General features: G+C 61.4%; 20 protein-coding genes and 2 pseudogenes. 17 read left to right on the top strand and 5 right to left on the bottom strand.

From position 1 onward, the window contains the following. Positions 1-75: 75 nt before the first annotated feature. The gene (alr, locus tag WGT02_RS07835) at positions 76-1,242 is read left to right on the top strand and encodes an alanine racemase (RefSeq protein ID WP_024316457.1); all 1,167 of its coding nucleotides are present in this window, start codon (positions 76-78) and stop codon (positions 1,240-1,242) included. 5 nt (positions 1,243-1,247) lie between these two features. Here alr and WGT02_RS07830 read toward each other — a convergent pair whose 3' ends face one another. Continuing rightward, positions 1,248-1,883 carry a LysE family translocator gene (locus tag WGT02_RS07830; protein ID WP_208248430.1) on the bottom strand — a complete coding sequence of 212 codons (636 nt, stop codon included), beginning with the start codon at positions 1,881-1,883 and terminating at the stop codon, positions 1,248-1,250. A gap of 151 nt (positions 1,884-2,034) precedes the next feature. On the opposite strand from WGT02_RS07830, the gene radA reads away from it, so the two are divergent. The 4 genes from radA (at position 2,035) to WGT02_RS07810 (ending at position 6,640) form a co-directional block, all read left to right on the top strand. Beyond that, entirely contained in the window at positions 2,035-3,438 is a 1,404-nt protein-coding gene (radA, locus tag WGT02_RS07825; protein WP_024316455.1) for a DNA repair protein RadA, read from the top strand. A gap of 93 nt (positions 3,439-3,531) precedes the next feature. Further along, positions 3,532-4,158, top strand: coding sequence for a CvpA family protein (locus WGT02_RS07820; RefSeq protein ID WP_024316454.1), 627 nt, complete (start codon positions 3,532-3,534; stop codon positions 4,156-4,158). A 172-nt stretch (positions 4,159-4,330) separates the two neighbouring features. Next, positions 4,331-5,821, top strand: a complete 1,491-nt coding sequence (gene purF / locus WGT02_RS07815) for an amidophosphoribosyltransferase (RefSeq protein WP_024316453.1) — start codon at positions 4,331-4,333, stop codon at positions 5,819-5,821. 78 nt (positions 5,822-5,899) lie between these two features. Next, positions 5,900-6,640 carry an SDR family NAD(P)-dependent oxidoreductase gene (locus WGT02_RS07810; RefSeq protein WP_024316452.1) on the top strand — a complete coding sequence of 247 codons (741 nt, stop codon included), beginning with the start codon at positions 5,900-5,902 and terminating at the stop codon, positions 6,638-6,640. Between the two features lie 8 nt (positions 6,641-6,648). Here WGT02_RS07810 and WGT02_RS07805 read toward each other — a convergent pair. Further along, a pseudogene (locus tag WGT02_RS07805) lies at positions 6,649-7,390 on the bottom strand (GH25 family lysozyme). A 309-nt stretch (positions 7,391-7,699) separates the two neighbouring features. On the opposite strand from WGT02_RS07805, the gene cysS reads away from it, so the two are divergent. From cysS to cimA, 6 genes are read left to right on the top strand one after another with little or no spacing between them, the layout of a single operon-like run. Further along, positions 7,700-9,091: a cysteine--tRNA ligase gene (gene cysS / locus WGT02_RS07800; protein ID WP_208248433.1), complete on the top strand. Its 1,392-nt coding sequence runs from the start codon at positions 7,700-7,702 to the stop codon at positions 9,089-9,091. Next, positions 9,088-9,564, top strand: a complete 477-nt coding sequence (locus WGT02_RS07795) for a GFA family protein (protein ID WP_208248436.1) — start codon at positions 9,088-9,090, stop codon at positions 9,562-9,564. The genes cysS and WGT02_RS07795 overlap by 4 nt, the downstream gene beginning before the upstream one ends. Next, the gene (locus WGT02_RS07790) at positions 9,561-10,010 is read left to right on the top strand and encodes a GFA family protein (protein WP_208248438.1); all 450 of its coding nucleotides are present in this window, start codon (positions 9,561-9,563) and stop codon (positions 10,008-10,010) included. The genes WGT02_RS07795 and WGT02_RS07790 overlap by 4 nt, the downstream gene beginning before the upstream one ends. Further along, positions 10,007-10,483, top strand: a complete 477-nt coding sequence (locus WGT02_RS07785; RefSeq protein WP_024316447.1) for a GFA family protein — start codon at positions 10,007-10,009, stop codon at positions 10,481-10,483. The genes WGT02_RS07790 and WGT02_RS07785 overlap by 4 nt, the downstream gene beginning before the upstream one ends. Next, a complete protein-coding gene (gene pip / locus WGT02_RS07780) occupies positions 10,480-11,439 on the top strand; it encodes a prolyl aminopeptidase (RefSeq protein WP_208248441.1) in 960 nt (319 codons plus the stop codon). Before WGT02_RS07785 ends, pip begins: the two co-directional genes overlap by 4 nt. Positions 11,440-11,468: 29 nt before the next feature. Beyond that, positions 11,469-13,085: a citramalate synthase gene (gene cimA, locus WGT02_RS07775; RefSeq protein ID WP_208248445.1), complete on the top strand. Its 1,617-nt coding sequence runs from the start codon at positions 11,469-11,471 to the stop codon at positions 13,083-13,085. A gap of 3 nt (positions 13,086-13,088) precedes the next feature. On the opposite strand, the gene WGT02_RS07770 is transcribed toward cimA, so the two are convergent. Continuing rightward, the gene (locus tag WGT02_RS07770) at positions 13,089-14,012 is read right to left on the bottom strand and encodes a protein-L-isoaspartate O-methyltransferase (RefSeq protein WP_375679314.1); all 924 of its coding nucleotides are present in this window, start codon (positions 14,010-14,012) and stop codon (positions 13,089-13,091) included. A gap of 50 nt (positions 14,013-14,062) precedes the next feature. On the opposite strand from WGT02_RS07770, the gene rarD reads away from it, so the two are divergent. Then, positions 14,063-14,977: an EamA family transporter RarD gene (gene rarD / locus WGT02_RS07765; protein WP_024316444.1), complete on the top strand. Its 915-nt coding sequence runs from the start codon at positions 14,063-14,065 to the stop codon at positions 14,975-14,977. Between the two features lie 69 nt (positions 14,978-15,046). On the opposite strand, the gene WGT02_RS07760 is transcribed toward rarD, so the two are convergent. Beyond that, a complete protein-coding gene (locus tag WGT02_RS07760) occupies positions 15,047-15,673 on the bottom strand; it encodes a TIGR00730 family Rossman fold protein (RefSeq protein ID WP_024316443.1) in 627 nt (208 codons plus the stop codon). A gap of 155 nt (positions 15,674-15,828) precedes the next feature. Here WGT02_RS07760 and WGT02_RS07755 point away from each other — a divergent pair, with 155 nt between their 5' ends. The 5 genes from WGT02_RS07755 (at position 15,829) to WGT02_RS07735 (ending at position 22,013) form a co-directional block, all read left to right on the top strand. Beyond that, positions 15,829-17,829 carry a LysM peptidoglycan-binding domain-containing protein gene (locus WGT02_RS07755; protein ID WP_208248448.1) on the top strand — a complete coding sequence of 667 codons (2,001 nt, stop codon included), beginning with the start codon at positions 15,829-15,831 and terminating at the stop codon, positions 17,827-17,829. Between the two features lie 202 nt (positions 17,830-18,031). Further along, entirely contained in the window at positions 18,032-19,909 is a 1,878-nt protein-coding gene (locus WGT02_RS07750) for an ABC transporter ATP-binding protein/permease (RefSeq protein WP_208248450.1), read from the top strand. Between the two features lie 239 nt (positions 19,910-20,148). Further along, a complete protein-coding gene (locus tag WGT02_RS07745; RefSeq protein ID WP_024316440.1) occupies positions 20,149-20,847 on the top strand; it encodes a phosphatidylserine decarboxylase in 699 nt (232 codons plus the stop codon). Positions 20,848-20,864: 17 nt separating this feature from the next. After that, positions 20,865-21,713 carry a CDP-diacylglycerol--serine O-phosphatidyltransferase gene (pssA, locus tag WGT02_RS07740; protein WP_024316439.1) on the top strand — a complete coding sequence of 283 codons (849 nt, stop codon included), beginning with the start codon at positions 20,865-20,867 and terminating at the stop codon, positions 21,711-21,713. Between the two features lie 159 nt (positions 21,714-21,872). Then, a complete protein-coding gene (locus WGT02_RS07735) occupies positions 21,873-22,013 on the top strand; it encodes a hypothetical protein (protein WP_167371545.1) in 141 nt (46 codons plus the stop codon). Here WGT02_RS07735 and WGT02_RS07730 read toward each other — a convergent pair. Beyond that, positions 22,010-22,622: pseudogene (locus WGT02_RS07730) on the bottom strand (LysE/ArgO family amino acid transporter). The gene WGT02_RS07735 and the pseudogene WGT02_RS07730 sit on opposite strands and share 4 nt — an antisense overlap. Positions 22,623-22,657 lie beyond the last annotated feature (35 nt).

Genomic DNA, 22,657 nt, shown 5'->3' with positions numbered 1-22,657 from the left:
TGGCTTGCTTTCACTTTGCCGTATTGATCTCTAGACTGCCATGCGACAAGCACCCTCCCACTTTTATGAAGTACCATGACTGATTTTATTGATAGTTTCGAAGACGAAGATCCATTCGATTCCGCCGGCCTGCGCCTGACCGTCGATCTGACGGCGTTGACGGAAAACTGGAAGGACATGGCGCGACGCTCGGCAAAGGCGCGGGCCGCCGCGGTCGTGAAGGCGGACGCCTATGGCACCGGCATCGAAGACTCCGGCGAAGCGCTCTACATGGCCGGCGCACGTGATTTCTTCGTGGCCACCGTCGATGAAGGCGTGACGCTGCGGCCCTACGCGCCGGACGCACGCATTTTCGTCCTCTCCGGCATCTGGCCCGGCACTGAGCGGCGGCTCTTCGAAAACGACCTCGTGCCGGTGATCTCGTCGGAAGAGCAACTCGCCTTCTGGATGGCGGTTCTTGCCGAATACGGCGATTACCCCTGCGCGCTCAATGTCGATACGGGCTTCAACAGGCTGGGCCTTTCCATGGACGAGGCGATCGCGCTTGCCGACGACGTTTCGCGCCCGGCAAGTTTTGCGCCGGTGCTCGTCATGAGTCATCTGGCCTGCAGCGACGACCATTCGTCGGAGATGAACCGGCAACAGCTTGAATCATTTCGACAGGTTAGCGCCGCCTATGAAGGTATCGATTCAAGCCTTGCAGCGTCGGCTGGCATCTTCCTCGGCAGCGACTATCACTTTGATCTCACGCGTCCCGGTATTGCGCTCTACGGCGGCGAATCCGTCAACGACATGGTGAACCCGATGCGGCCGGTGGTGAGCGCCGAGGCGCGGATCATTCAGGTTCGCACGGTGAAAGAGGGCGAATCCGTCGGCTATGGCCGCGCCACGCGACTGACCCGCGACAGCAGGCTCGCCATCGTGTCGGCCGGCTATGCCGACGGGTACCTGCGCAGCCAGTCGAGCGCTGGCGTGCCGCTGCGTCAGACCGTGCCGCGGGGAGGACAGGGCTTCGTGGCCGGGCGGAAGGTCCCGGTTGCGGGGCGCATCAGCATGGACCTGACCATTTTCGACGTTACGGATCTTCCCGAAAACGCAGTGCGTGCAGGCGATTACGTGGAACTGTTCGGGAAGAACGTGCTCGTCGACGACGTCGCGCGCTCGGCCGGCACGATCGGCTATGAGATCCTGACCAGCATCGGCCTACGCCACGAGCGGCGCTACCTGCATGAGGAAGACTAAGGACCTCAGCGCGTCGTCAGGGCCAGTCGCACGCCGAGCGCCAGCAGCAGCGCGCCAAGACCGCGGTCGAGCCAGAGGCCGATGCTTCTCTTGCGCTTGATGAGATCGGCAAGGCGGCCTCCCGCCAGAATAAGCGGCGGCTCGATGAAGGCGGCAACGGCGATGATGAGCACGCCATGGACCGCCAGCTGCAGCCAGGTCGGTCCGGCGGCGTCGACCACGAATTGCGGCAGGAAGGCGAGGAAGAAGATCGCGACTTTCGGGTTCAGAAGCGAAACCAGGATGCCCTGTCTGTAGACGCGGCTCCAGGGCAGGACGTCCTTCGCCGCATTGACCAGACCGCCATCGCCTTTCGAGCGCAGGGCCTGAATGCCGAGCCAGATGAGGTAGATTGCACCGACCCATTTCACGATCGAAAAGGCCAGCGCAGAGGCGGCGAGGATCGCGGAGAGACCGAATGCCGCCATGGCCACATGCAGGCTGGCGCCGGTCCAGATGCCGAAGAGTGCGGCAAAGCCGGTCCTTGTCCCGCTTTTGAGGGTGTGGCCGAGAATGAAGGCCATGTCGGGACCCGGTGACAGGTTGAGCAGGACTGCCGCGGTCAAAAACGCGATCCAGTGCACGAGGGAATAGTCCAGCATCGTCGTGGCCTCCAAGACAGTGGAGAACAAGTGCCACCAGAGCCCCTGATAGGGAAATCATTAGTTTTGATCGGTGCCGCGAATGATTATTTGAGCAATCAAAGTGATTCGATGCGACGCGCTGGCGGCCATCCAACCGAAAGCATGATTGATGGCGAAGGCCAGGACACAATTCATCTGCCAGAGCTGCGGTGCGGTCCATAACCGCTGGGCGGGCAAGTGTGATAACTGCGGCGAGTGGAATACAATCGTCGAAGAAGACCCGATGGGCGGCATCGGCGGTGGGCCGACCAAGACGCCGAAGAAAGGCCGCCCGGTGGCATTGACGGCACTCTCTGGCGAGATTGAAGAAGCGCCGCGCATCAACACCGGCATCTCGGAACTCGACCGGGCGCTCGGCGGCGGCTTCGTGCGCGGTTCGGCCGTGCTGATCGGTGGCGATCCTGGTATCGGCAAGTCGACGCTGCTGATGCAGGGGGCGGCAGCGCTTTCCCGTCGCGGCCATCGGATCATCTATGTTTCGGGTGAAGAGGCGGTAGCCCAGGTACGGTTGCGGGCGCAGCGCCTGCAGGCGGCCGACACCGATGTCCTGCTGGCTGCCGAAACCAATGTCGAGGACATTCTGGCGACGGTTGCGGAAGGCAAGCGGCCCGATCTTGTGATCATCGACTCCATCCAGACGCTTTGGAGCGAACTGGCTGAATCCGCGCCTGGAACGGTGACGCAGGTGCGCACCGGCGTTCAGTCGATGATCCGCTTCGCCAAGCAGACCGGCGCGGCGATGGTTCTCGTCGGCCACGTCACCAAGGACGGGCAGATCGCAGGCCCCCGTGTCGTCGAGCACATGGTTGATGCCGTTCTCTACTTCGAAGGCGATCGCGGCCATCACTACCGTATCCTTCGCACGGTCAAGAACCGCTTTGGACCGACGGACGAGATCGGCGTCTTCGAAATGTCAGACAAGGGACTGCGCGAGGTCGCCAATCCCTCTGAACTCTTCCTTGGCGAGCGCAACGAGAAATCGCCGGGAGCAGCCGTCTTTGCCGGCATGGAGGGCACGCGTCCAATCCTTGTGGAAGTGCAGGCGCTCGTTGCCCCGACGTCGCTCGGCACCCCCCGCCGCGCCGTCGTCGGCTGGGATTCGGCGCGTCTGTCGATGATCCTTGCCGTACTCGAGGCCCACTGCGGCGTGCGACTAGGCCAGCACGACGTCTATCTCAACATCGCAGGCGGCTACCGCATCTCCGAGCCGGCCGCCGATCTCGCCGTCGCCTCGGCCCTGGTTTCCTCGCTCGCCGGTATTGCCCTCCCGGCCAATTGTGTCTATTTCGGCGAAGTCAGCCTGTCGGGCGCCGTCCGGCCGGTTTCACATACGTCCCAGCGCCTCAAAGAAGCCGAGAAGCTGGGCTTTTCTGCCGCGCTGCTTCCCTCGGCGTCAGCTGACCTGCCGAAGGGTTCCGGCGGTCGCTGGAGTGAGATTGAAAGCCTGCCGGACCTGGTTGCACGTATTGCCGGGTCGAAAGGCGCACTGCGACGTGTGGAAGAAGAGGTTTGATCCTTTCATCGCCAGCATCGGTGATGTTATAGGAAGCACGCAATGAGGCGCGACCAAGCCGTAGATAAACGGCGGTCCTGGAGTTGAATTTATATGCCCATTACGATTTTCGACGGTATTGTCATCGGCGTCGTTCTTTTCTCCGCCGTACTTGCAATGGTGCGCGGCTTCTCCCGCGAAGTTCTTTCGATCGCAAGCTGGGGCGGCTCTGCAGCCGCCGCATACTATTTCTATCCCTACCTCGTTCCCTACGCGAGGAAGTACACGGATGACGACCGCATCGCGATCGTCGGTTCGGCCGCGGTCGTGTTCCTGATCGCGCTGATCGTGATTTCCTTCATTACCATGAAGATCGCTGACTTCATCATCGACAGCCGGATCGGCGCGCTGGACCGCACTTTGGGCTTTCTCTTCGGCGCGGCTAGGGGCATACTTCTTCTCGTCGTCGCCGTCGCTTTCTGGAACTGGCTCGTGGACGCGGATCACCGCCCGGCCTGGGTGAACAACGCCAAGTCGAAACCGTTCCTGGACTCGATGGTCGTCAAGTTGCAGTCCGTACTGCCGGCCGAGTTCGCGCAGATGGTGCGGGCGAGCGTGATGGACAAAATTCAGCCGCAGGGCGGCAATACTGAGAGTGGCAATGCGCCGGCATCCGATCAGGCGCCAGCCGAAGATGCAGCGCCCGCCCCTGCGAATGGTGCACAACAGCCGTCGAATTGACGCAGTGTTCAACAGCTTGACCCGCCACCTGGCAATTGCCATTTGAGCGAAACGTGAATAAAGGTCCGGCCGGGCATCCGCTCCGCCGGGCCTCAGCCGTTTAAAACGCATGATAACGGCGTCATGCTATGGAAAAGCCGATCCATTCTTGTGAGAGCAAAGGCCCGCATCGATGAACCAGTCTCATTCCTTGACGCTCAATGATGAATTCGATGGAGATACGCTCCACGAAGAATGCGGCGTCTTCGGCATTCTTGGCCATGACGATGCGTCAACGTTGACGGCGCTCGGCCTTCACGCCCTTCAGCATCGCGGGCAGGAAGCGGCCGGTATCGTCTCCTTCGATGGTTTGCGCTTCCACTCCGAACGGCATATGGGCCTCGTCGGCGATCATTACACGAACCCGACCACCCTCGCCCGCCTGCCCGGCAACATCTCGATCGGCCACAATCGCTATTCAACGACCGGCGAAGTGGCGCTCCGCAACGTGCAGCCGCTCTTTGCGGAACTCGAAGTCGGCGGCATCGCCATCGCCCACAACGGCAACTTCACGAACGGGCTCACCCTTCGCCGCCAGCTGATCGCCGGTGGCGCCATCTGTCAGTCGACCTCCGATACGGAAGTCGTTCTCCACCTCATCGCCCGCTCACGCTACAGCTCCACGGCTGACCGCTTCATCGACGCGATCCGCCAGATGGAAGGCGGCTATTCGATGCTCGCCATGACGCGCACGAAGCTGATTGCAGCGCGCGATCCCACCGGCATCCGTCCGCTCGTCATGGGTGAGCTCGACGGCAAGCCGATCTTCTGCTCGGAGACCTGCGCGCTTGACATCATCGGCGCCAAGTTCGTCCGCGACGTCGAGAACGGCGAAGTCATCATCTGCGAAATCCAGCCGGACGGCTCGATCTCGATCGACGCCCGCAAGGCCGGCAACGGCCAGCCGGAGCGCCTCTGCCTGTTCGAATATGTCTATTTCGCTCGTCCGGACTCTGTCGTCGGCGGTCGCAGCGTCTATGTCGCGCGCAAGAACATGGGCGTCAACCTTGCCAAGGAAGCGCCTGTTGCGGCTGATGTCGTCGTTCCCGTACCGGACGGCGGCACACCGGCAGCGCTCGGCTACGCTCAGGAAAGCGGCATTCCCTTCGAATACGGCATCATCCGCAACCATTATGTCGGTCGCACCTTCATCGAACCGACGCAGCAGATCCGCGCCTTCGGCGTCAAACTGAAGCACTCCGCCAACCGGGCGATGATCGAGGGCAAGCGCGTCGTGCTCGTCGACGATTCGGTCGTGCGCGGCACCACCTCGCTGAAGATCGTGCAGATGATCCGCGATGCCGGCGCCAAGGAAGTGCATTTGCGCGTCGCCAGCCCGATGATCTATTATCCTGACTTCTACGGCATCGACACGCCGGACCGCGAGAAGCTGCTGGCCAACCAGTACGACAGTCTCGAGGCCATGTGCAAATATATCGGCGCCGACTCCCTGCAGTTCTTGTCGATCAACGGCCTTTATCGCGCCGTCGGCGGCGAGGACCGTAACAACGCCCGCCCGCAGTTCACCGACCACTACTTCACCGGCGACTATCCGACTCGCCTTCTCGACAAGGACGGCGAAACGATGGGCCGCAAGGTTTCCCTGCTCGCGACCAATGGCTGACAGCCATTGGCTTTGACATTTGATGAGGGGGCGCTTATTGCGCCCCTTGATTTTTCAGCGACGCAGGACCGGGGCACAATGACTATCAACCTTGAAGGCAAGATCGCGCTCGTCACCGGCGCATCCCGCGGCATCGGTTATTTCACGGCACTTGAACTGGCAAAAGCCGGCGCCCATGTGATTGCCTGTGCTCGCACGGTCGGCGGCCTCGAGGATCTCGACGATGCGATCAAGTCCGTTGGCGGCTCGGCCACCCTTGTCCCCTTCGACCTGGCCGACATGAACGCGATCGATGCGCTCGGCGCCTCGATCTTCGAGCGCTGGGGCAAACTCGACATCCTGGTCGCCAATGCGGGCGTACTCGGCGTGATTTCGCCGATCGGGCATATCGAGGCAAAGACCTTCGAGAAGGTGATGAACATCAACGTCACGGCGACGTGGCGACTGATCCGTTCGGTCGATCCGCTGCTTTCGCGCTCGGAGGCCGGCCGCGCCGCCATTCTCTCATCCGGCGCTGCGCACAAGTGCCGTCCTTTCTGGGGTCCCTACTCCGCGTCCAAGGCTGCCGTCGAAGCGCTTGCCCGTACCTGGGCCGGAGAAACGCAGCGCACGCCGCTTCGCATCACCAGTGTCGATCCTGGCGCCACCCGCACCGCCATGCGCGCGCAGGCCGTTCCGGGCGAAAATCCAGACACGTTGCCGCATCCCTCCGAGGTCGCCAAGGCGATCCTGCCGCTGGTCGGCCCTGACGTGACCGAGACCGGCAAGCTCTTCATCGTTCGCGAAAACAAGCTCGTCGACTACCGCCTGCCGGAGTAAGGCAACAATCAACTCGACGGAGCGGCCGGCAACAGGTGAGCGAAGCCTGTTTCCGAGGGACATAGTGCGTTGAGGTCCACTGGTCCCTGAATGCCGTTCAGCGTGCCGTTATCGGCGAACTGCCAGATTGACCAGTCGCGGCAGTCGTTCTGCCGTGGCTCCTGCCCGATGCTGCGCAGCCATAGATAGTGATCGGGGAACCGTGCCTCGTTTCCCTTCAGATATTGATTGAAGAATTGCTGGTTCAGATAGAAGATCGGCCAGCCGGGATAAGCGCCGTTCAGTTCGTCCAGGAATCCGTTGATTTCCGCATTCATCGAGCGTCGGCACCTTGCCACAGTTGCCGGTGAATTCGAGGTCGATCGCGATCGGCAACGCGTCCGCTTCGACAGGCACAGTCGCCATTAGATTACGGGCCTGTTCACGGCCGGGGCGGCAGAATGTGAAGAAGTGATAGGCGCCGGGCACGATGCCGGCATCTTTCGCAGCCTTCCAGTTTTCGGCAAAGCGCGTGTCGCGGTGATCCCCGCCCTCGGTCGCCTTCATGATCGCGAAGCGAACGTTCGGCTGCCGTGCCAAGGCTCGCCAATCTACGGCGCCCTGATGGTGGCTGATGTCGATGCCCTGTATGGGATAGTCCGCAAGCGTCGGAGGAGTGAACGGTGCCATCGCACGATCGTATGCCAGATACGATGCGACCGCGACAGCCAGAATCACCAGTCCGAGGATTGTTCGACAGAGGCTTTTCACACCAGGGCTCTTTCGCTTTCTTTGGCCGGTTGTAACAGAATTTTGTTGCCCTGCGATGCGGGAGGCACGCCAGGCCCCGGGCTTACGCTTCGGGCGTCGGCCGGGCCGCTTCTCACCCCCTTGACCAAACCCGGTTCCCGCGCCATAAAACCCGCCATGAAAACGGTTGTCTGCATTATCTGCCGGAAGATTATTCGCTAGCGCGCTCGCTGGCCTGGCCGTTTTCGTCTCCTGAAAAGTCCAAGATGAGAAACGCCCCGGCCCGCCGGTGGTAGAATTTTTCGGATCATTGCATTTGGGAGAGTAGATATGGCCGGCGCGCCAGACACTAAGAAGCCGGAACTGAAGCTTTACAACACGCTGACGCGCGACAAGGCAGCCTTCGCGCCGATCGATTCGCAGAACGTGCGCATGTATGTTTGCGGCCCGACTGTTTATGACTACGCCCATATCGGCAACGCGCGTCCCGCCATCATCTTCGACGTGCTGTTTCGGCTGCTGAACCATGTCTATGGCGCCGAACATGTCACCTATGCGCGCAACATCACCGACGTCGATGACAAGATCAATGCGCGGGCTCTGCGCGACCACCCCGGCTTGCCGCTGAACGAGGCGATCCGCTTGGTCACCGAAAGAACTGAGACGCAATATCTCGAAGACGCCAAGGCCCTCGGCTGCCTTGATCCGACGATCCAGCCGCGGGCGACCGACAACATTGCCCAGATGATCGCGATCATTGAGAAGCTGATTGCCAAGAGCCACGCCTATCAGGCGGAGGGCGAAGTGCTGTTCAATACGAAATCCATGACAGATTACGGCGCGCTTTCCAGGCGCAACCTCGAGGAACAGCAGGCAGGCGCACGCGTCGCGGTCGAAGCGCACAAGAAAAACCCGGGCGACTTCGTCCTCTGGAAGCTTTCGAGCGACAACGAACCCGGCTGGGAAAGCCCTTGGGGGCGCGGTCGCCCGGGCTGGCATATCGAATGCTCGGCCATGAGCGAACGCTATCTGGGCGAGGTCTTCGACATTCACGGCGGCGGTCTCGACCTGATCTTCCCCCACCATGAGAACGAGATCGCCCAGTCGCGTTGCGCCCATGGCACCAAGGTCATGGCAAACGTCTGGATGCACAACGGCTTCCTGCAGGTCGAGGGCCGCAAGATGTCGAAGTCGGAAGGCAATTTCGTCACTATCTACGAGTTGCTACACACGGAGAAGTTCGGCGGCCGGCAGTGGCCCGGCGAAGTCCTGCGTCTTGCCATGCTGATGACCCACTACCGCGAGCCGATCGACTTTTCGGTCAAGCGGCTGGAGGAGGCCGAACGGGTGCTCGCCAAGTGGCCGGCAGCGGACGCAGCGGGCGCGCAGCCCGACGCCGCTGTCCTCAGCGCTTTGGCCGACGACCTCAACACGGTGGCGGCCGTTCAAGCGTTGCATGCGCTTGCCCAGTCCGGCGATCACCCAACATTTGCCGCCAGCGCGATCCTGCTCGGTGTCCTGCCTGAGAAGGCAGAAATCGACGAAGCGGTCGCCATCGAAATCGACCGACGCGTGAAGGCGCGGCTCGAATTGCTCAAGGCGAAGAACTTCCCCGAGGCCGACACAATACGCGACACCCTGCTTGCCGAAGGCATCCAGCTGAAGGACGGCAAGGATCCGGCCACCGGCGAACGGGTGACTAAGTGGGAGGTGAAGAGATGAACACCTATACCGGTGGGTGCCAGTGCGGGGCGATCCGTTTTCGCGTTCGCGGCACGTTGAAGGAGACGTCCATCTGTCATTGCCGCATGTGTCAGAAGGCGTTCGGTGCCTATTACGCACCGCTGGTCTCCGTGCGTGGCGCCGAGTTCGAATGGACGCGCGGCGAGCGCAAGCGCTTTCGTTCGTCCAACATGGTCGAGCGCGGCTTCTGCGCCGATTGCGGCACGCCGCTGACTTACGAGGCGCCGGATGGCATGGCGGTCGCGGCAGGCGCCTTCGATGATCCGTCCGCCCTTGCGCCAGTCATCCAGTTCGGCACGGAAGGCAAGATCGGCTTCGTCGACCATCTGCATGAGTTGCCCGCCCGAGAGACGGAAGACGATGCCGAGGCTGCTCCCTTCGTGCTCGACATCGTATCCTACCAGCATCCGGACCATGACACGACGACGTGGCCTGAGGAGAGACATCCATGACACCCGCAGCGGCTCTGAGCGGAGGTTGCCAGTGCGGCGCGGTTCGCTACCGGGCCGTCGGCGAACTCGGCTCCGGAAACTACTTCATGCCGCTGGCTGCGGCGAAGCGAACAGATTTCGCACTGACGCGCGGCGAGCCCAAATGGTTCCACTCTTCCGGTATCGTACGGCGCGGCTTTTGCGCGGACTGCGGGACGCCGCTTTTCTACGATGTTCCGGATGCCGACTTCATCAACATCGCGCTCGGCTCGTTGGACGATCCCGATAGCGTCAAGCCGGTGATGCAATCGAACACCGGACGCAGGATTAGCTGGTTTCACGAGCTCGATGCCCTGCCCGTCGAGCCGGAACCCGAAACGCCCGATCGCGACAAAGCCATTGCCGCGAGCAATCACCAGCATCCCGATCACGACACGGCCCATTGGCCAACCGGAGCGTCACAATGAGCGAACCCATTCGAACCGGCGGCTGTCAATGCGGCGCAGTTAGATTCCGCATCAGCGGCAAGCTTGGCCGTCCCTCGATCTGCCATTGCCGTATGTGCCAGAAGCAGTTCGGCGGGTTCTTCTCCGCCCTGGTCACGGCGCCTGACGAAGGCATGGCGTGGACGCGCGGCGCGCCCAGCTATTTCCAGTCCTCCGTCAATATCGAGCGCGGCTTCTGCAAAAATTGCGGCACGCCGATGACCTACCGCCACCCGGGCGGCCTCGAGCTGGCGATCGGAACATTCGACGACCGCAGCGATCTGTCGCCGCAAATTCAGGTCAACTACGACGCCCGCATCCCCTGGGTCGAGACGATCTTCGACCAGCCCATTCACAAGGACCCGGATTACTACGCGCAGCAGGAGGCAATCATTTCCTTCCAGCATCCCGATCACGATACTGCAATCTGGCCAGCCGAAGGCGTCAAAATATGACTGAAGTGCTCCGTACCCTCTACCCCGAGATCGAACCCTATGCCTCCGGCCACCTCGGCGTCGGCGACGGCCATAAGATCTATTGGGAGCGTTCGGGCACGCCGGGTGCAAAGCCGGCGATCTTCCTGCACGGCGGGCCCGGCGGCGGCTTTTCGCCGAGCCACCGCCGCCTCTTCGACCCTGCGCTGTACGACGTATTGCTGTTCGACCAGCGTGGTTGCGGCAAGTCCACGCCGCACGCCGATCTCAATGCCAACACGACCTGGCACCTTGTCGCCGACATCGAGCGGCTGCGTGAGATGGCAGGCGTCGAGAAGTGGCAAGTCTTCGGTGGCTCGTGGGGCTCGACGCTGGCGCTCGCTTATGCCGAGAAGCATCCGGAGCGTGTTTCCGAGCTGATCGTGCGCGGCATCTATACGCTCACCAAGGCCGAGCTCGACTGGTATTATCAGTTCGGCGTGTCGGAAATGTTCCCCGACAAATGGGAGCGCTTCATTGCACCGATCCCGTCGGAAGAGCGCCATGAAATGATGCATGCTTACAATCGCCGCCTTACCGGCGCGGACCGGGCCGTTGCCCTAGAGGCTGCCAAAGCCTGGAGCATCTGGGAAGGCGAGACGATCACGCTGCTGCCGGAAAAGTCGACCAACGGCAAGTTCGAAGAGGCCGACTTCGCCTATGCTTTCGCGCGCATCGAGAACCACTTCTTCGTCAATGCGGGCTGGTTGGACGAAGGACAGTTGCTGCGCGATGCTTATAAGCTGAAGGACATTCCAGGCGTCATCGTGCACGGCCGCTACGACATGCCCTGCCCGGCAAAGTATGCCTGGCTATTGCATAAGGCATGGCCAAGGGCAGAGTTCCATCTGATCGAAGGCGCCGGACACGCCTATTCGGAACCAGGCATCCTCGACAAGCTGATCCGCGCTACGGACAAGTTCGCCGGAAAGCAATAGCGAGCCACAAGGCCGACAGGACCACCATCATGACACGCGAAAAGATCTACCTCTTCGACACGACGCTCCGCGACGGGCAGCAGACGCCCGGCATCGACTTCTCCGTCGAGGACAAGATTGCGATCGCAAGCATGCTTGATGAGTTCGGCCTTGACTACGTGGAAGGCGGCTATCCTGGCGCCAATCCGACGGATACTGCCTTCTTCAGCGAGAAGCGCACGACGCAAGCTCGCTTCGTCGCCTTCGGAATGACGAAGCGAGCCGGTATTTCAGCCTCCAACGACCCGGGCCTGGCGAGCCTCCTGCAGGCCGAGAGCGACGCGATCTGTTTTGTCGCCAAGAGCTGGGACTATCACGTGAAGGTGGCGCTTGGCTGCACCAACGAGGAAAACCTCGAAAGCATCGCTGAGAGCGTCAAGGCCGCCGTCGCCGCGGGCAAGGAGGCATTGGTCGACTGCGAACATTTCTTCGACGGTTATAAGGCAAACCCCGCCTATGCTATCGCCTGCGCCAAGACTGCCTATGAATCCGGCGCACGCTGGGTCGTGCTCTGCGACACCAATGGCGGCACGCAACCGCCAGAAATCCGCAATATCGTCAACGCGGTTATTGCGGCGGGCGTTCCCGGTCACTGGCTTGGCATCCACGCGCACAACGACACCGGTCAGGCGGTCGCCAATTCGCTTGCCGCCGTGGAAGCGGGTGTGCGACAGATCCAGGGCACGCTGAACGGCATCGGCGAGCGCTGCGGCAATGCCAACCTCGTGACCCTCATCCCGACGCTGGCGCTGAAGGAAACATATTCATCCCGGTTCGAAACCTCGATCGACACCGAGCGATTGTTGAATCTCACACGACTCTCGCACGCTTTCGACGAGCTGTTGAACCGCTCGCCCGATCATCAGATGCCTTATGTCGGCACGTCTGCCTTTGCGACAAAGGCTGGCATTCATGCTTCGGCTTTGCTCAAGGATCCGCGCACTTACGAGCATGTGACGCCTGAAAGCGTCGGTAATTTCCGCAAGGTCATGGTCTCAGACCAGGGTGGCAAGGCGAACTTCATCAACGCGCTAAAGCGCCGCGGCATCGAGGTCGGCAAGGACGACCCGAAGCTCGACCGCTTGATCGCGCTGGTCAAGGAGCGTGAAGCGTCGGGCTATGCCTATGAGGGCGCCGATGCCAGCTTCGAGCTGCTTGCTCGGCGGACCCTCGGCACGATCCCGGAATTCTTCTCTGTCGAGGGCTTCCGCATCATGGTCGAGCGCCGCTTCGATTCCCATGGCCGCGTGAAAATCGTCTCGGAAGCCGTCGTGAAGATCGTCATCGACGGGCAGACGATCATGTCCGTCGCGGAAGGCGACGGTCCGGTCAACGCGCTCGACCTTGCGCTGCGCAAGGACTTCGGCAAATATCAGCACGAGATCGATGATCTGGTTCTGGCCGACTTCAAGGTCCGTATCCTCAATGGCGGCACCGAGGCCATTACTCGCGTTCTCATCGAATCCACCGATAGCGACGGGGTTCGCTGGTGGACGGTCGGCGTGTCCGAGAACATCATCGACGCATCGTTCCAGGCACTGATGGACTCGGTGATCTACAAGCTGATGAAGAACCGGCAACTGGCCGGCAAGATCGCCGCCGAATAGGCTTCACATACCGAATACGAGGCCCCAATCCGCCTCCGAATACCACTCCTTGCCCTGCCGTGCGGTCTTCCAGCGCAGGGCGCGGACATGCTGCATACCGCCTCTGCTGAAGGCGGCTTCGAGCCGCCTGTAGCTGTCGAACCCACCCGCCACGGCCTCCGCCCAGACAAACGAGACCGGGGCAAGATACTCGGCTGCGTAGCCATGTTCTTCGCGGCAAAACAGGAAGAAGCCAGCGTAGGAAGCAAGCCCGGTCGGGCCTGCCGCATCGACGTCAGGGACGCCCAGCGGCATGATCAGTCGACCGCCGACACTCAACCGCTCCACCCAGGGTTCGGCCGGAAAATGGACGGCAAAATTCACATAGACGGCATCGGTCAGCTCGCGCGGCCATTCGACCCCGTTGCCACGGACGACACGAACGTTCGGATAGGCCCGCAGATTATCCTCTGCGCGCCTCGCCAGCTCCTCATTGAATTCGACGGCAGTGACGTGGCCATCGCCGCCAACCAGCAGAGACATGATCGCCGTGTAGTAGCCACTGCCGGCGCCGATATGGCAGACCGTTTCCCCACGGCGCAGCGCCAGCTTATGGATGCCCCTGGCATGCAAGCTCGGGCTACCGTTGTTGACATGCCGCTCATGCTGAAGCGCAAACAGGGCATCCTGGTAGACGACAGAGGGATCCCCCGAGGGAACATCGACATAGCCGCACCAACTCGCCATCTTCCACGGCGGCGGCCCCAGGAACCGCTCACGCGGCACCGTCGCGAAGGCGCGCAACAGCGCGTCGTCGCTTTGCACGCCCTCCTTCGAAAGCACCTGCGCGGCAAACGCCCTTCGGCAGTTCGCAAGAGCCTCTTCGTCCATGGTCTTCACCGTCGCGATGGCCGGCATCCATTCACCGAAATGAATTGGCCTATTCACGTCCGTTGCGTTAAGCGGATCCATAACAAGAACAAATATGGAAACACTCGATGTCCGCCAATGCAAGCGCTCCGATCGTCAAGAACGAAGACAGTCCACGTGGCTTCGCCTTTGCGCTGACGGCGTATCTTCTGTGGGGCTTCTTGCCGATCTACATGAAGGCCGTCGCTCATATTTCGCCGGCGGAGGTCATCGCTCATCGCATCCTCTGGTCCTTGCCCTTGGCAGGGCTGGTGCTCGTCGTCCTCGGCCGCACGCAAGATATCCACACAGCCTTGAGATCACCGCGGATGCTGGCCATGGCCGCACTCACCGCTGCCCTGATCACTGTCAATTGGGGCACCTATGTCTGGGCGATCGGCAGCGGCCACGCGATCGACGCGGCGCTCGGCTATTTCATCAATCCGCTGTTCAGCATCTTCCTCGGCGCCGTGGTATTGAAAGAGCGACTGCAACCTGTGCAAATCGCAGCGATTGCGTTGGCTGGCCTCGCGGTCGTCGTGCTGGCGCTTGATAGCGGCGGCTTGCCGTGGGTGTCGCTGACGCTGACGATTTCCTGGGGTCTTTATGCGCTGTTTCGCAAGACGCTGCCGCTCGGTCCGAACCAGGGTTTCTTCCTGGAGGTGCTGATCCTCAGCGTCCCGGCCCTGTTCTACGTTCTCTATCTGGAGCTCGGCAGCGGCGAAGGACACTTCTATCGCACCGGCTGGGCCGATACCGCCCTGTTGCTCGGCTGCGGCATCGTCACCGCCGTACCGCTGATGATCTATGCCAATGGCGCCAAGCTGCTCAGGCTTTCGACCATCGGCATCATGCAGTACATCGCGCCGACGATGATCTTCCTCATCGCGATCTTCGTGTTCCACGAGCCGCTCGGCACGGCGCGCATGATCGCCTTCCCGCTGATCTGGGCGGGCTTGTTCCTCTACAGCTGGGCGACGCTCAAGGGGAGCCGCGAGCGCTAGAGCAGGAGCCGGGGCAGCATTTAGATTTCAGGCCCATCGGGCCTAAAGTCATCCTGATCTTGGAACGCGTTACATCTTCGAGATCACCTCATCCTCACCCTCGCGGTCCAGGGATGCGATCTCGGCCGCCTGTGCCATGATGCCGGGGATGATTTCGGATATGTCGTCTATGACGAGCGGCTGAACGCGATGGGCCGTATGGACGAAACCCTCGTCTGTCATGTGGCGCATGAGCTCCATCATCGGATCCCAAAAGCCGCCGACGTTGGCAAACACCATCGGCTTCTCGTGACGGCCGAGCTGCGCCCAGGTCATGATCTCGACGATTTCCTCCAGCGTACCGATGCCGCCCGGCAGCGCTACGAAGGCGTCGGAGCGCTCGAACATCGCATGTTTGCGCGTATGCATATCAGGCGTTACAATCAGTTCATTGAGCTGGCCGAGGGAATGGCGCGTAGCCTCCATGTCGATCAGGAACTCGGGGATGATGCCGGTTACCTGACCACCGTTCGAAAGCACGCCGCTCGCCACAGCCCCCATGATGCCCTTGGTGCCTCCACCATAGATGAGGCGCAGGCCATATTCGGCGATTTCCTTACCCAGCGCACGACCGGCCGCCATGTGGCGAGGATCGCTGCCCGGTCGCGAGCCACAGTAAACACAGATGGAGCGAATGGAATGAGATTGATCTGTCATAAGGGCAAACAACTATTCTCTATGGCTCCAGTCAAGAAAAATGACGGAAAACCTGCGTCCTACATTTGCCTGGCTACTTTGACTGCTTGTGCAAAGCAGCGGGAATCGCTAGCAATTTTAGGAAGTCCGGCAAGATTGCCGCCTGGGGAGACGTGATGATGAGAAACCGTGCCGGCTTGCTGGCCCTTGCAGTGCTTGTAGTCGCAATTCTGTTGATGGTCTTTTTCGTCATGCCCCGCATCGGCGGAGACGCCGCGAAAGTTGGTGACGCAATCAACCAGGCCGGCTCCGAAGTGAAGAAGACGGTCACCGAATCCGCGAAGACATCGCGCCCCGCAGCCCCGGACGATGCCGCGACGACCCAGACAGTCGGGCGCCTTGCTTCGGAGGCAGGCCAATCCATTTCGCAACTTAAGGCGCTCTTTGCCGACGGCAAGGGCCCGACCCAAGAAGTTTTCGAAGCGGCCAAGTCGAAGGCGACGACCTCGCTGCAGGCACTTGCAGACCTTGCGATCCCTGATGGCACGAACCCGGTCACGGCCGCCGCCGCCTCCAAAGCCAAGGATGGCGCAGCGAAGGCACTGACCATCATCAAGGCTCTGCCGGAAACCACTGCCGATGCGACAGCGGCGATTGCGATGGCTGAAGCGGCGCTGACAGGCTCCAGGGAAGCCGGCGCGCCCGCAAGCGAGCCGTCCGCGGTTGCCCCGGCAGACAGCGCCAGCAAGCTCCCGACATTCGATGTGCTACGCGTCGAACCGGACGGGTCCACCGTCATTGCCGGCTCGGCCGAGCCGAACAGCAGGCTTGAAATCATGGACGGCGATAAGGTCGTGACCACGACCGACGTCGGTCCGACCGGCGACTTTGCTGCCGTGCTCGAAAACCCGCTTGCCGCCGGTAATCACCAGCTCGTCCTGCGCGCCACCGGCAAGGATGGCAAGACCTCGACATCGGAAGAAGTCGCGACCGTATCCGTTCCCAAAGATGGCAAGAGCTCCGAACTGCTGGCTATGGTTTCCAAATCCGGCACCGCAAGTCGCATCATCACGGCGCCCAAGCCGGACGCCCAGGTTGCCTCCAATGGCGGCATCGCTCCGTCTGATCAGCCTGCAGCCCAAGTCACGCCGGGCTCGACGGATGTGGCGAACGTGCCCGCAGCCTCTGGCACGCAGCCAGGCACAGCTACGGCTGCCGACGTTATGGTCAGCGCCGTCGAGATCGAAGGCGACAAGATCTTTGTCGCAGGCGCGGCGAAGCCTTCGGCAAACGTCGTCGCCTATGCGGATGACAAGCTGATCGGCAAGGCGAAAGCCGGTCCCGATGGCCATTTCGTGATCGATGGCGTGATGCCGCTTTCCGTCGGCGATCACAAGATTCGCGTCGACGTTCTCGACGACGCCGGCAAGGTCGCCGTGCGCGCCTCGGTGAATTTCAACCGTCCGGAAGGAAATCAGGTGACGGTTGCCGCGCAAGGGGCCAATCCCCAGACCGGAAACACGGCAGGGTTGGTGCCACTGGATGAAGGCGCGCTCGGAAAGCTGAAGAACGATGCCGCCAAGGCCTTCTCTCTGCTCAGCGGGCTCTTCGCCGACGGCAAATTGCCGGGAGCAGAACAGCTCGCCGCAGCCCGCTCCGCCAACGAGTTCGCCCTGCGTGCCATCATGGAATTCCGCGCGGCAGCCGATGCGACAGCCGACTTCAAACAACAGGCTTCGACGGCGGCCCAGGCCGCCGCCGGCGCCCTGCAGACACTGCAGGCTCTGCCGAAGGATGCGGAATCGGTCGGCACGGCACTGGGCAAGCTCGGCGGCGACATCGCCCAGTTGACCGGCCCTGCGGGCGCGCCGGCCACGCCGGACGCACCTGCAACCAACCAGGTCGCAGGAGCCCAAGGCGGACCGACAACGATCGAGCAGGCTCCGCTCGCTCCAAGTAACGAGACGGTCATCATCCGCCGTGGCGACACGCTCTGGCAGATATCGCGGCGCATCTACGGCGCGGGCGTGCGCTATACGACAATCTACGTCGCCAACGAGGACAAGATCACAAACCCGGATCGGATCTTGCCGGGCCAGATCTTCGGCCTTCCCAAGGACGCCTTGCCAAACGCGGAAGAGCTTCACCGCAAGCGGCTTTCGGGCGAGCATCTCTAGGCAATCATATTCTGAATAGAGCGGCCGGACGCATATCATGCCCGGCCGCTCTTTTCCTGCAGTGTCCATTTGTTGTATTGCTCCCGCCAGCCCCTATCTGGCGGTGACGACGATCATGTCCGGCGAGGCCTTTTCGGTATTTCCGCCGCTCCCAATTTGTCGGCAACGCAGCGCCATCAGCGCCTTTCGGCGGGAGATTCGCATGGCAAACGACAAAACAGTCTCGGATTCCAATCTTCTGCGGACGCTGTTCAATCTCTGGCCCTATATGTGGCCGACCGGTCGCCCGGATCTCAAGATGCGCGTCGTCTGGGCCTCAGTTTACCTGCTCGTTTCCAAGTTCGTGCTGCTGCTCGTCCCCTATTTCTTCAAGTGGTCGACGGATGCGCTGAACGGGAGGATGGATCTGGCCGGCAAGGTGCCGGACCTGCTTGTTGGTGCAACGGCATTGGTCGTCGCCTACAATCTCACCCGCCTGCTCCAACTCGGTCTGAACCAGTTGCGCGACGCGCTCTTTGCCAGTGTCGGGCAGCATGCCGTGCGGCAGTTGGCCTACAAGACCTTCGTGCACATGCACGAACTGTCGCTGCGCTTCCACCTCGAACGAAAGACCGGTGGGCTTTCGCGTGTGATCGAGCGCGGCACGAAGGGGATCGAGACCATCGTGCGGTTCACGATCCTCAACTCCGTCCCGACGCTGATCGAGTTCCTGCTGACCGCCATCATCTTCTGGTGGGGCTACGGCTTCTCCTATCTCGCCGTCACCGCGTTCACGGTCTGGGCCTATATCTGGTTCACGATCCGCGCCAGCGACTGGCGCATCGCCATCCGCCGCACGATGAACGACAGCGATACCGACGCCAACACCAAGGCGATCGACTCCCTCCTCAACTTCGAGACCGTCAAGTACTTCGGCAACGAGGAGATGGAGGCCCGGCGCTTCGACAGGTCGATGGAACGCTACGAGAAGGCGGCCACCGATGTCTGGACCTCGCTCGGCTGGCTCAACTTCGGCCAAGGGGTGATCTTCGGGCTAGGCACGACGGTGATGTTGATCCTGTCGGCCCTTGCGGTCCAACGCGGCGAGCAGACGGTCGGCGACTTCGTCTTCGTCAACGCCATGCTGCTGCAGCTTTCCGTCCCGCTAAACTTCATCGGCTTCGTCTACCGTGAAATCCGCCAGGGCTTGACCGATATCGAGCAGATGTTCGATCTCCTCGAAGTCAAGGCTGAAGTGATGGATGCGCCCGATGCCGCACCTCTGAACATCAAGCAAGGCGCCATCTCGTTCAAGGACGTGCATTTTTCCTATGACCCTGCCCGTCCGATCCTCAAAGGCATTTCCTTCGAGGTGCCTGCCGGCAAGACCGTTGCCGTCGTCGGGCCGTCGGGCGCTGGAAAATCGACATTGTCGCGTCTGCTCTACCGTTTCTATGACATTCAGAGCGGCTCGGTCTCGGTCGACGGTCAGGATATCAGGACGGTGACCCAGAAAAGCTTGCGATCGGTAATCGGGATGGTTCCGCAAGACACCGTCCTTTTCAACGATACGGTCGCCTACAACATCCGCTATGGGCGCCCTTCCGCCAGCGAAGCCGAGGTAAAAACCGCGGCCGAGATCGCGCAGATCGCCCACTTTATCGATCTGCTGCCACAGGGCTTTGAGACTAAGGTCGGCGAGCGCGGCTTGAAGCTCTCGGGCGGCGAGAAACAACGCGTTGCGATCGCGCGGACGATCCTGAAGGCGCCACCGATTCTGATCCTCGACGAGGCGACGTCGGCCCTCGACACAACCACCGAGCGGGACATCCAGACCGCGCTCGATGTCGTATCCAAGAACCGCACGACGCTGGTCATTGCCCACCGCCTGTCCACCGTCATCGGCGCGCACGAGATCATCGTTCTGAAGAGCGGTGAGATTGCAGAGCGCGGCACCCATGCCGCGCTTCTCCAGAAGAATGGCCTTTATGCTTCGATGTGGAACCGCCAGCGCGAGGCAACGCAGGCCGAAGAGCATCTGAAGCAGGTGCGCGAGAGCGACGACATGGGCGTCGTGAACAGGCTTGCGCCCGCGAGCTAACCTGAATGGACGGCAATCGGGCTGCTTTGCTGTTCAGGGGCCCGTCATAGATGTGGGTCAAGGAGCCGCAGCATTGCCCCGGCGGCGGTTTCGCTGTAACCAGCGATGAGAAAAGAACGCCAAGCACGGCGCGATCTTTGAGATTCGCTTGTCGCGCTTTAGTTCTTTGTTTTCACGCATGTCTTTGGCCCGAAGCCGGTTCCCGCCTTCGGGAGACATGCTTTAGGAGCGCGGTATAAATGAGCTTGTTCAATACGGTACGCAACACGATCGTTCCGGTGCACAAGGAAGGGTATCCCTTCATCGCCGCCTTCTTCGTCGCCTCGCTGGTCCTCGGTTGGATCTTCAAGCCGCTGTTCTGGATCGGACTGATCCTGACGCTCTGGTGCGCTTATTTCTTCCGCGATCCCGAGAGAATGACGCCTCAGGACGACGATCTCGTCATCTCCCCGGCCGATGGCAAGGTGTCATCGGTCCAGATGGTCGTGCCGCCCGCCGAACTGAGCCTTGGCAGCGAGCCGCTGCTGCGTATCTCGGTGTTCATGAATGTCTTCAACTGCCACGTGAACCGCTCCCCGGTGCGCGGACGGATCGTCAGCGTCAACTACCGGTCGGGCAGCTTCGTGAATGCCGAACTCGATAAGGCAAGCGAGGACAACGAGCGCAACGGCCTTGTTATCGAAACAAAGCACGGCCAGATCGGCGTCGTTCAGATCGCCGGCCTTGTTGCACGACGTATCCTGTGCTGGGCAAACCCGAACGAGCCGCTGGATGCTGGCGAGCGCTTTGGCCTCATTCGTTTCGGCTCACGCCTTGACGTGTTTTTGCCGGCAAGCGCAGCGCCACGGGTGACACTCGGCCAGACGGCCATTGCCGGAGAAACCGTGCTGGCCGAATTCGGCGCGGCCAAGGGTCCGGTCGTCAGCCGCCGAAGCTAACAGTACTGGAGAGCGACATGGAAACGCCCTTCCCGCCCTTCGAGCCCAACGGCCCTCCTGATGATTCGGGCCGCGGACCGCGGCTTCGCGAGATTCCGCTTCGCCTCATCATACCCAACCTCATCACGATTCTGGCGATCTGTGCCGGCCTCACCGGCATTCGCCTCGCGTTCGAGAACCGGTACGAGCTGGCGGTCGGCATGGTGCTTCTGGCTGCATTCCTCGACGGGATCGACGGCCGTGTTGCCCGCCTGATGAAGGCGACGTCGAAGTTCGGCGCGCAAATGGATTCGCTGGCGGACATCGTGAATTTCGGCGTCGCGCCGGCACTCGTCGTCTACGTCTTTGCACTGGATCAGGCCCGCTCGATCGGCTGGATCGCCGCCCTGATCTATTCGATTGCGGCGGGTCTTCGCCTAGCCCGCTTCAACGTCATGGCCGAGCGCGAGAACAAGGCAACGTGGCAGTCGGAGTATTTCGTCGGCGTGCCCGCGCCAGCCGGCGCGATGCTGGTGCTGCTGCCTGTCTATCTCGGCTTTCTCGGCCTGACGACGGATCGCACCTTCGCCTATCTCTCCTCGGCCTATACGGTTCTGATCGCGTTCCTCCTCATCAGCCGTCTTCCGGTCTGGTCCGGAAAGTCCGAAGGCAGCAGACTGCGGCGTGATCTGGTGCTGCCGGTGATGCTCGGCGTCGTTCTCTACGTTGCGCTGCTATCGAGTTTCACCTGGGAAGTCATGGTCGTGACCGCGGTTCTCTACCTCCTCACGTTGCCCTTCGGCGCCCGCAAATGGAAGCGCAAGTACGGCACGCTGACGATCGAGGAACCCGGCGTCGGCGAAGACGATATCGGCCGACACATCTGACATTTTACGACTCTTGTTGCGGAAGAATGCCTGACTCAAGCCTCGCGAATTATGCATTAGATACATAATTCCTGATATGCGGCGCCTCTATTTTGTCGCTATTACAGGCAAAAGAGCAATAAATATAAGAGTCTAGGGACAGCACGTAAGGAGAGTATTGTGACCCCGAAGAAGACAAGCGTCGAACAGCCGGCCAAGTCCGACCTCAGCGCTAACTACCGCCCGCTCGGCCTGAAGGCCGTCCTTGCGGCGGCCCTGATGCTCAAGAGCAAGCCGACTCTGATCAAGAAGCCTGCCTAAGAACCTGCCAAAAAGCCGACGACCAGGCTGATCGCCAGCAGTCCCATGACAACGCCGATGATGATATCGAGAACCCGCCAGGCGGCGGGTTTTGCGAAGACTGGCTGCAGCAGGCGAGCGCCGTAACCCAATCCAAAGAACCAGACGAATGATGCGGTCGCCGCGCCGAGGCCGTAGGCCAAGCGGTCCGGGCCGCTATAGGCTGCGGAGCAGAACAACCGTGTCCAGATAGACATGCGGGTTCAAGAAGGTGAAGGCCAGGCAGGTCGCCACGGCGGCTTTCAGGCCCAGCGCTTGTGGAGAACCCGCCTGCATGGCGCCCGGATGGAGGGCCCGGCGAAATGCCATCACGGCATATGTGCCGAGGAAGATCGCGCCCCCCAGCGTCACGACCGAGATGAGCGTCGGCGACTGGGCGACGAGCGTTCCAAGCCCGGCAACGCCGGCGGTAATCAGCACGGCATCCGATAGAGCGCAGATCAGGCACAGGATAAAGACGTGCGACCGCAGCAAGCCCTGACGCAGAATGAACGCGTTCTGTGCACCGATTGCGATGATGAGCGAGGCGCCGAGAAAGAAGCCTGCAAGCGCGGCCGAGAAGGAGATCATGCGATTTTCCGGAAATGATGCAGTGGGAGTAGCGG

Origin of the sequence: Rhizobium sp. T1470, assembly GCF_042140505.1 — a bacterium.
GTDB classification, from domain to species: domain Bacteria; phylum Pseudomonadota; class Alphaproteobacteria; order Rhizobiales; family Rhizobiaceae; genus Rhizobium; species Rhizobium favelukesii.
Note: the sequence above shows the minus strand (reverse complement) of the source record. Positions and strands in the feature narration are given on the sequence as shown.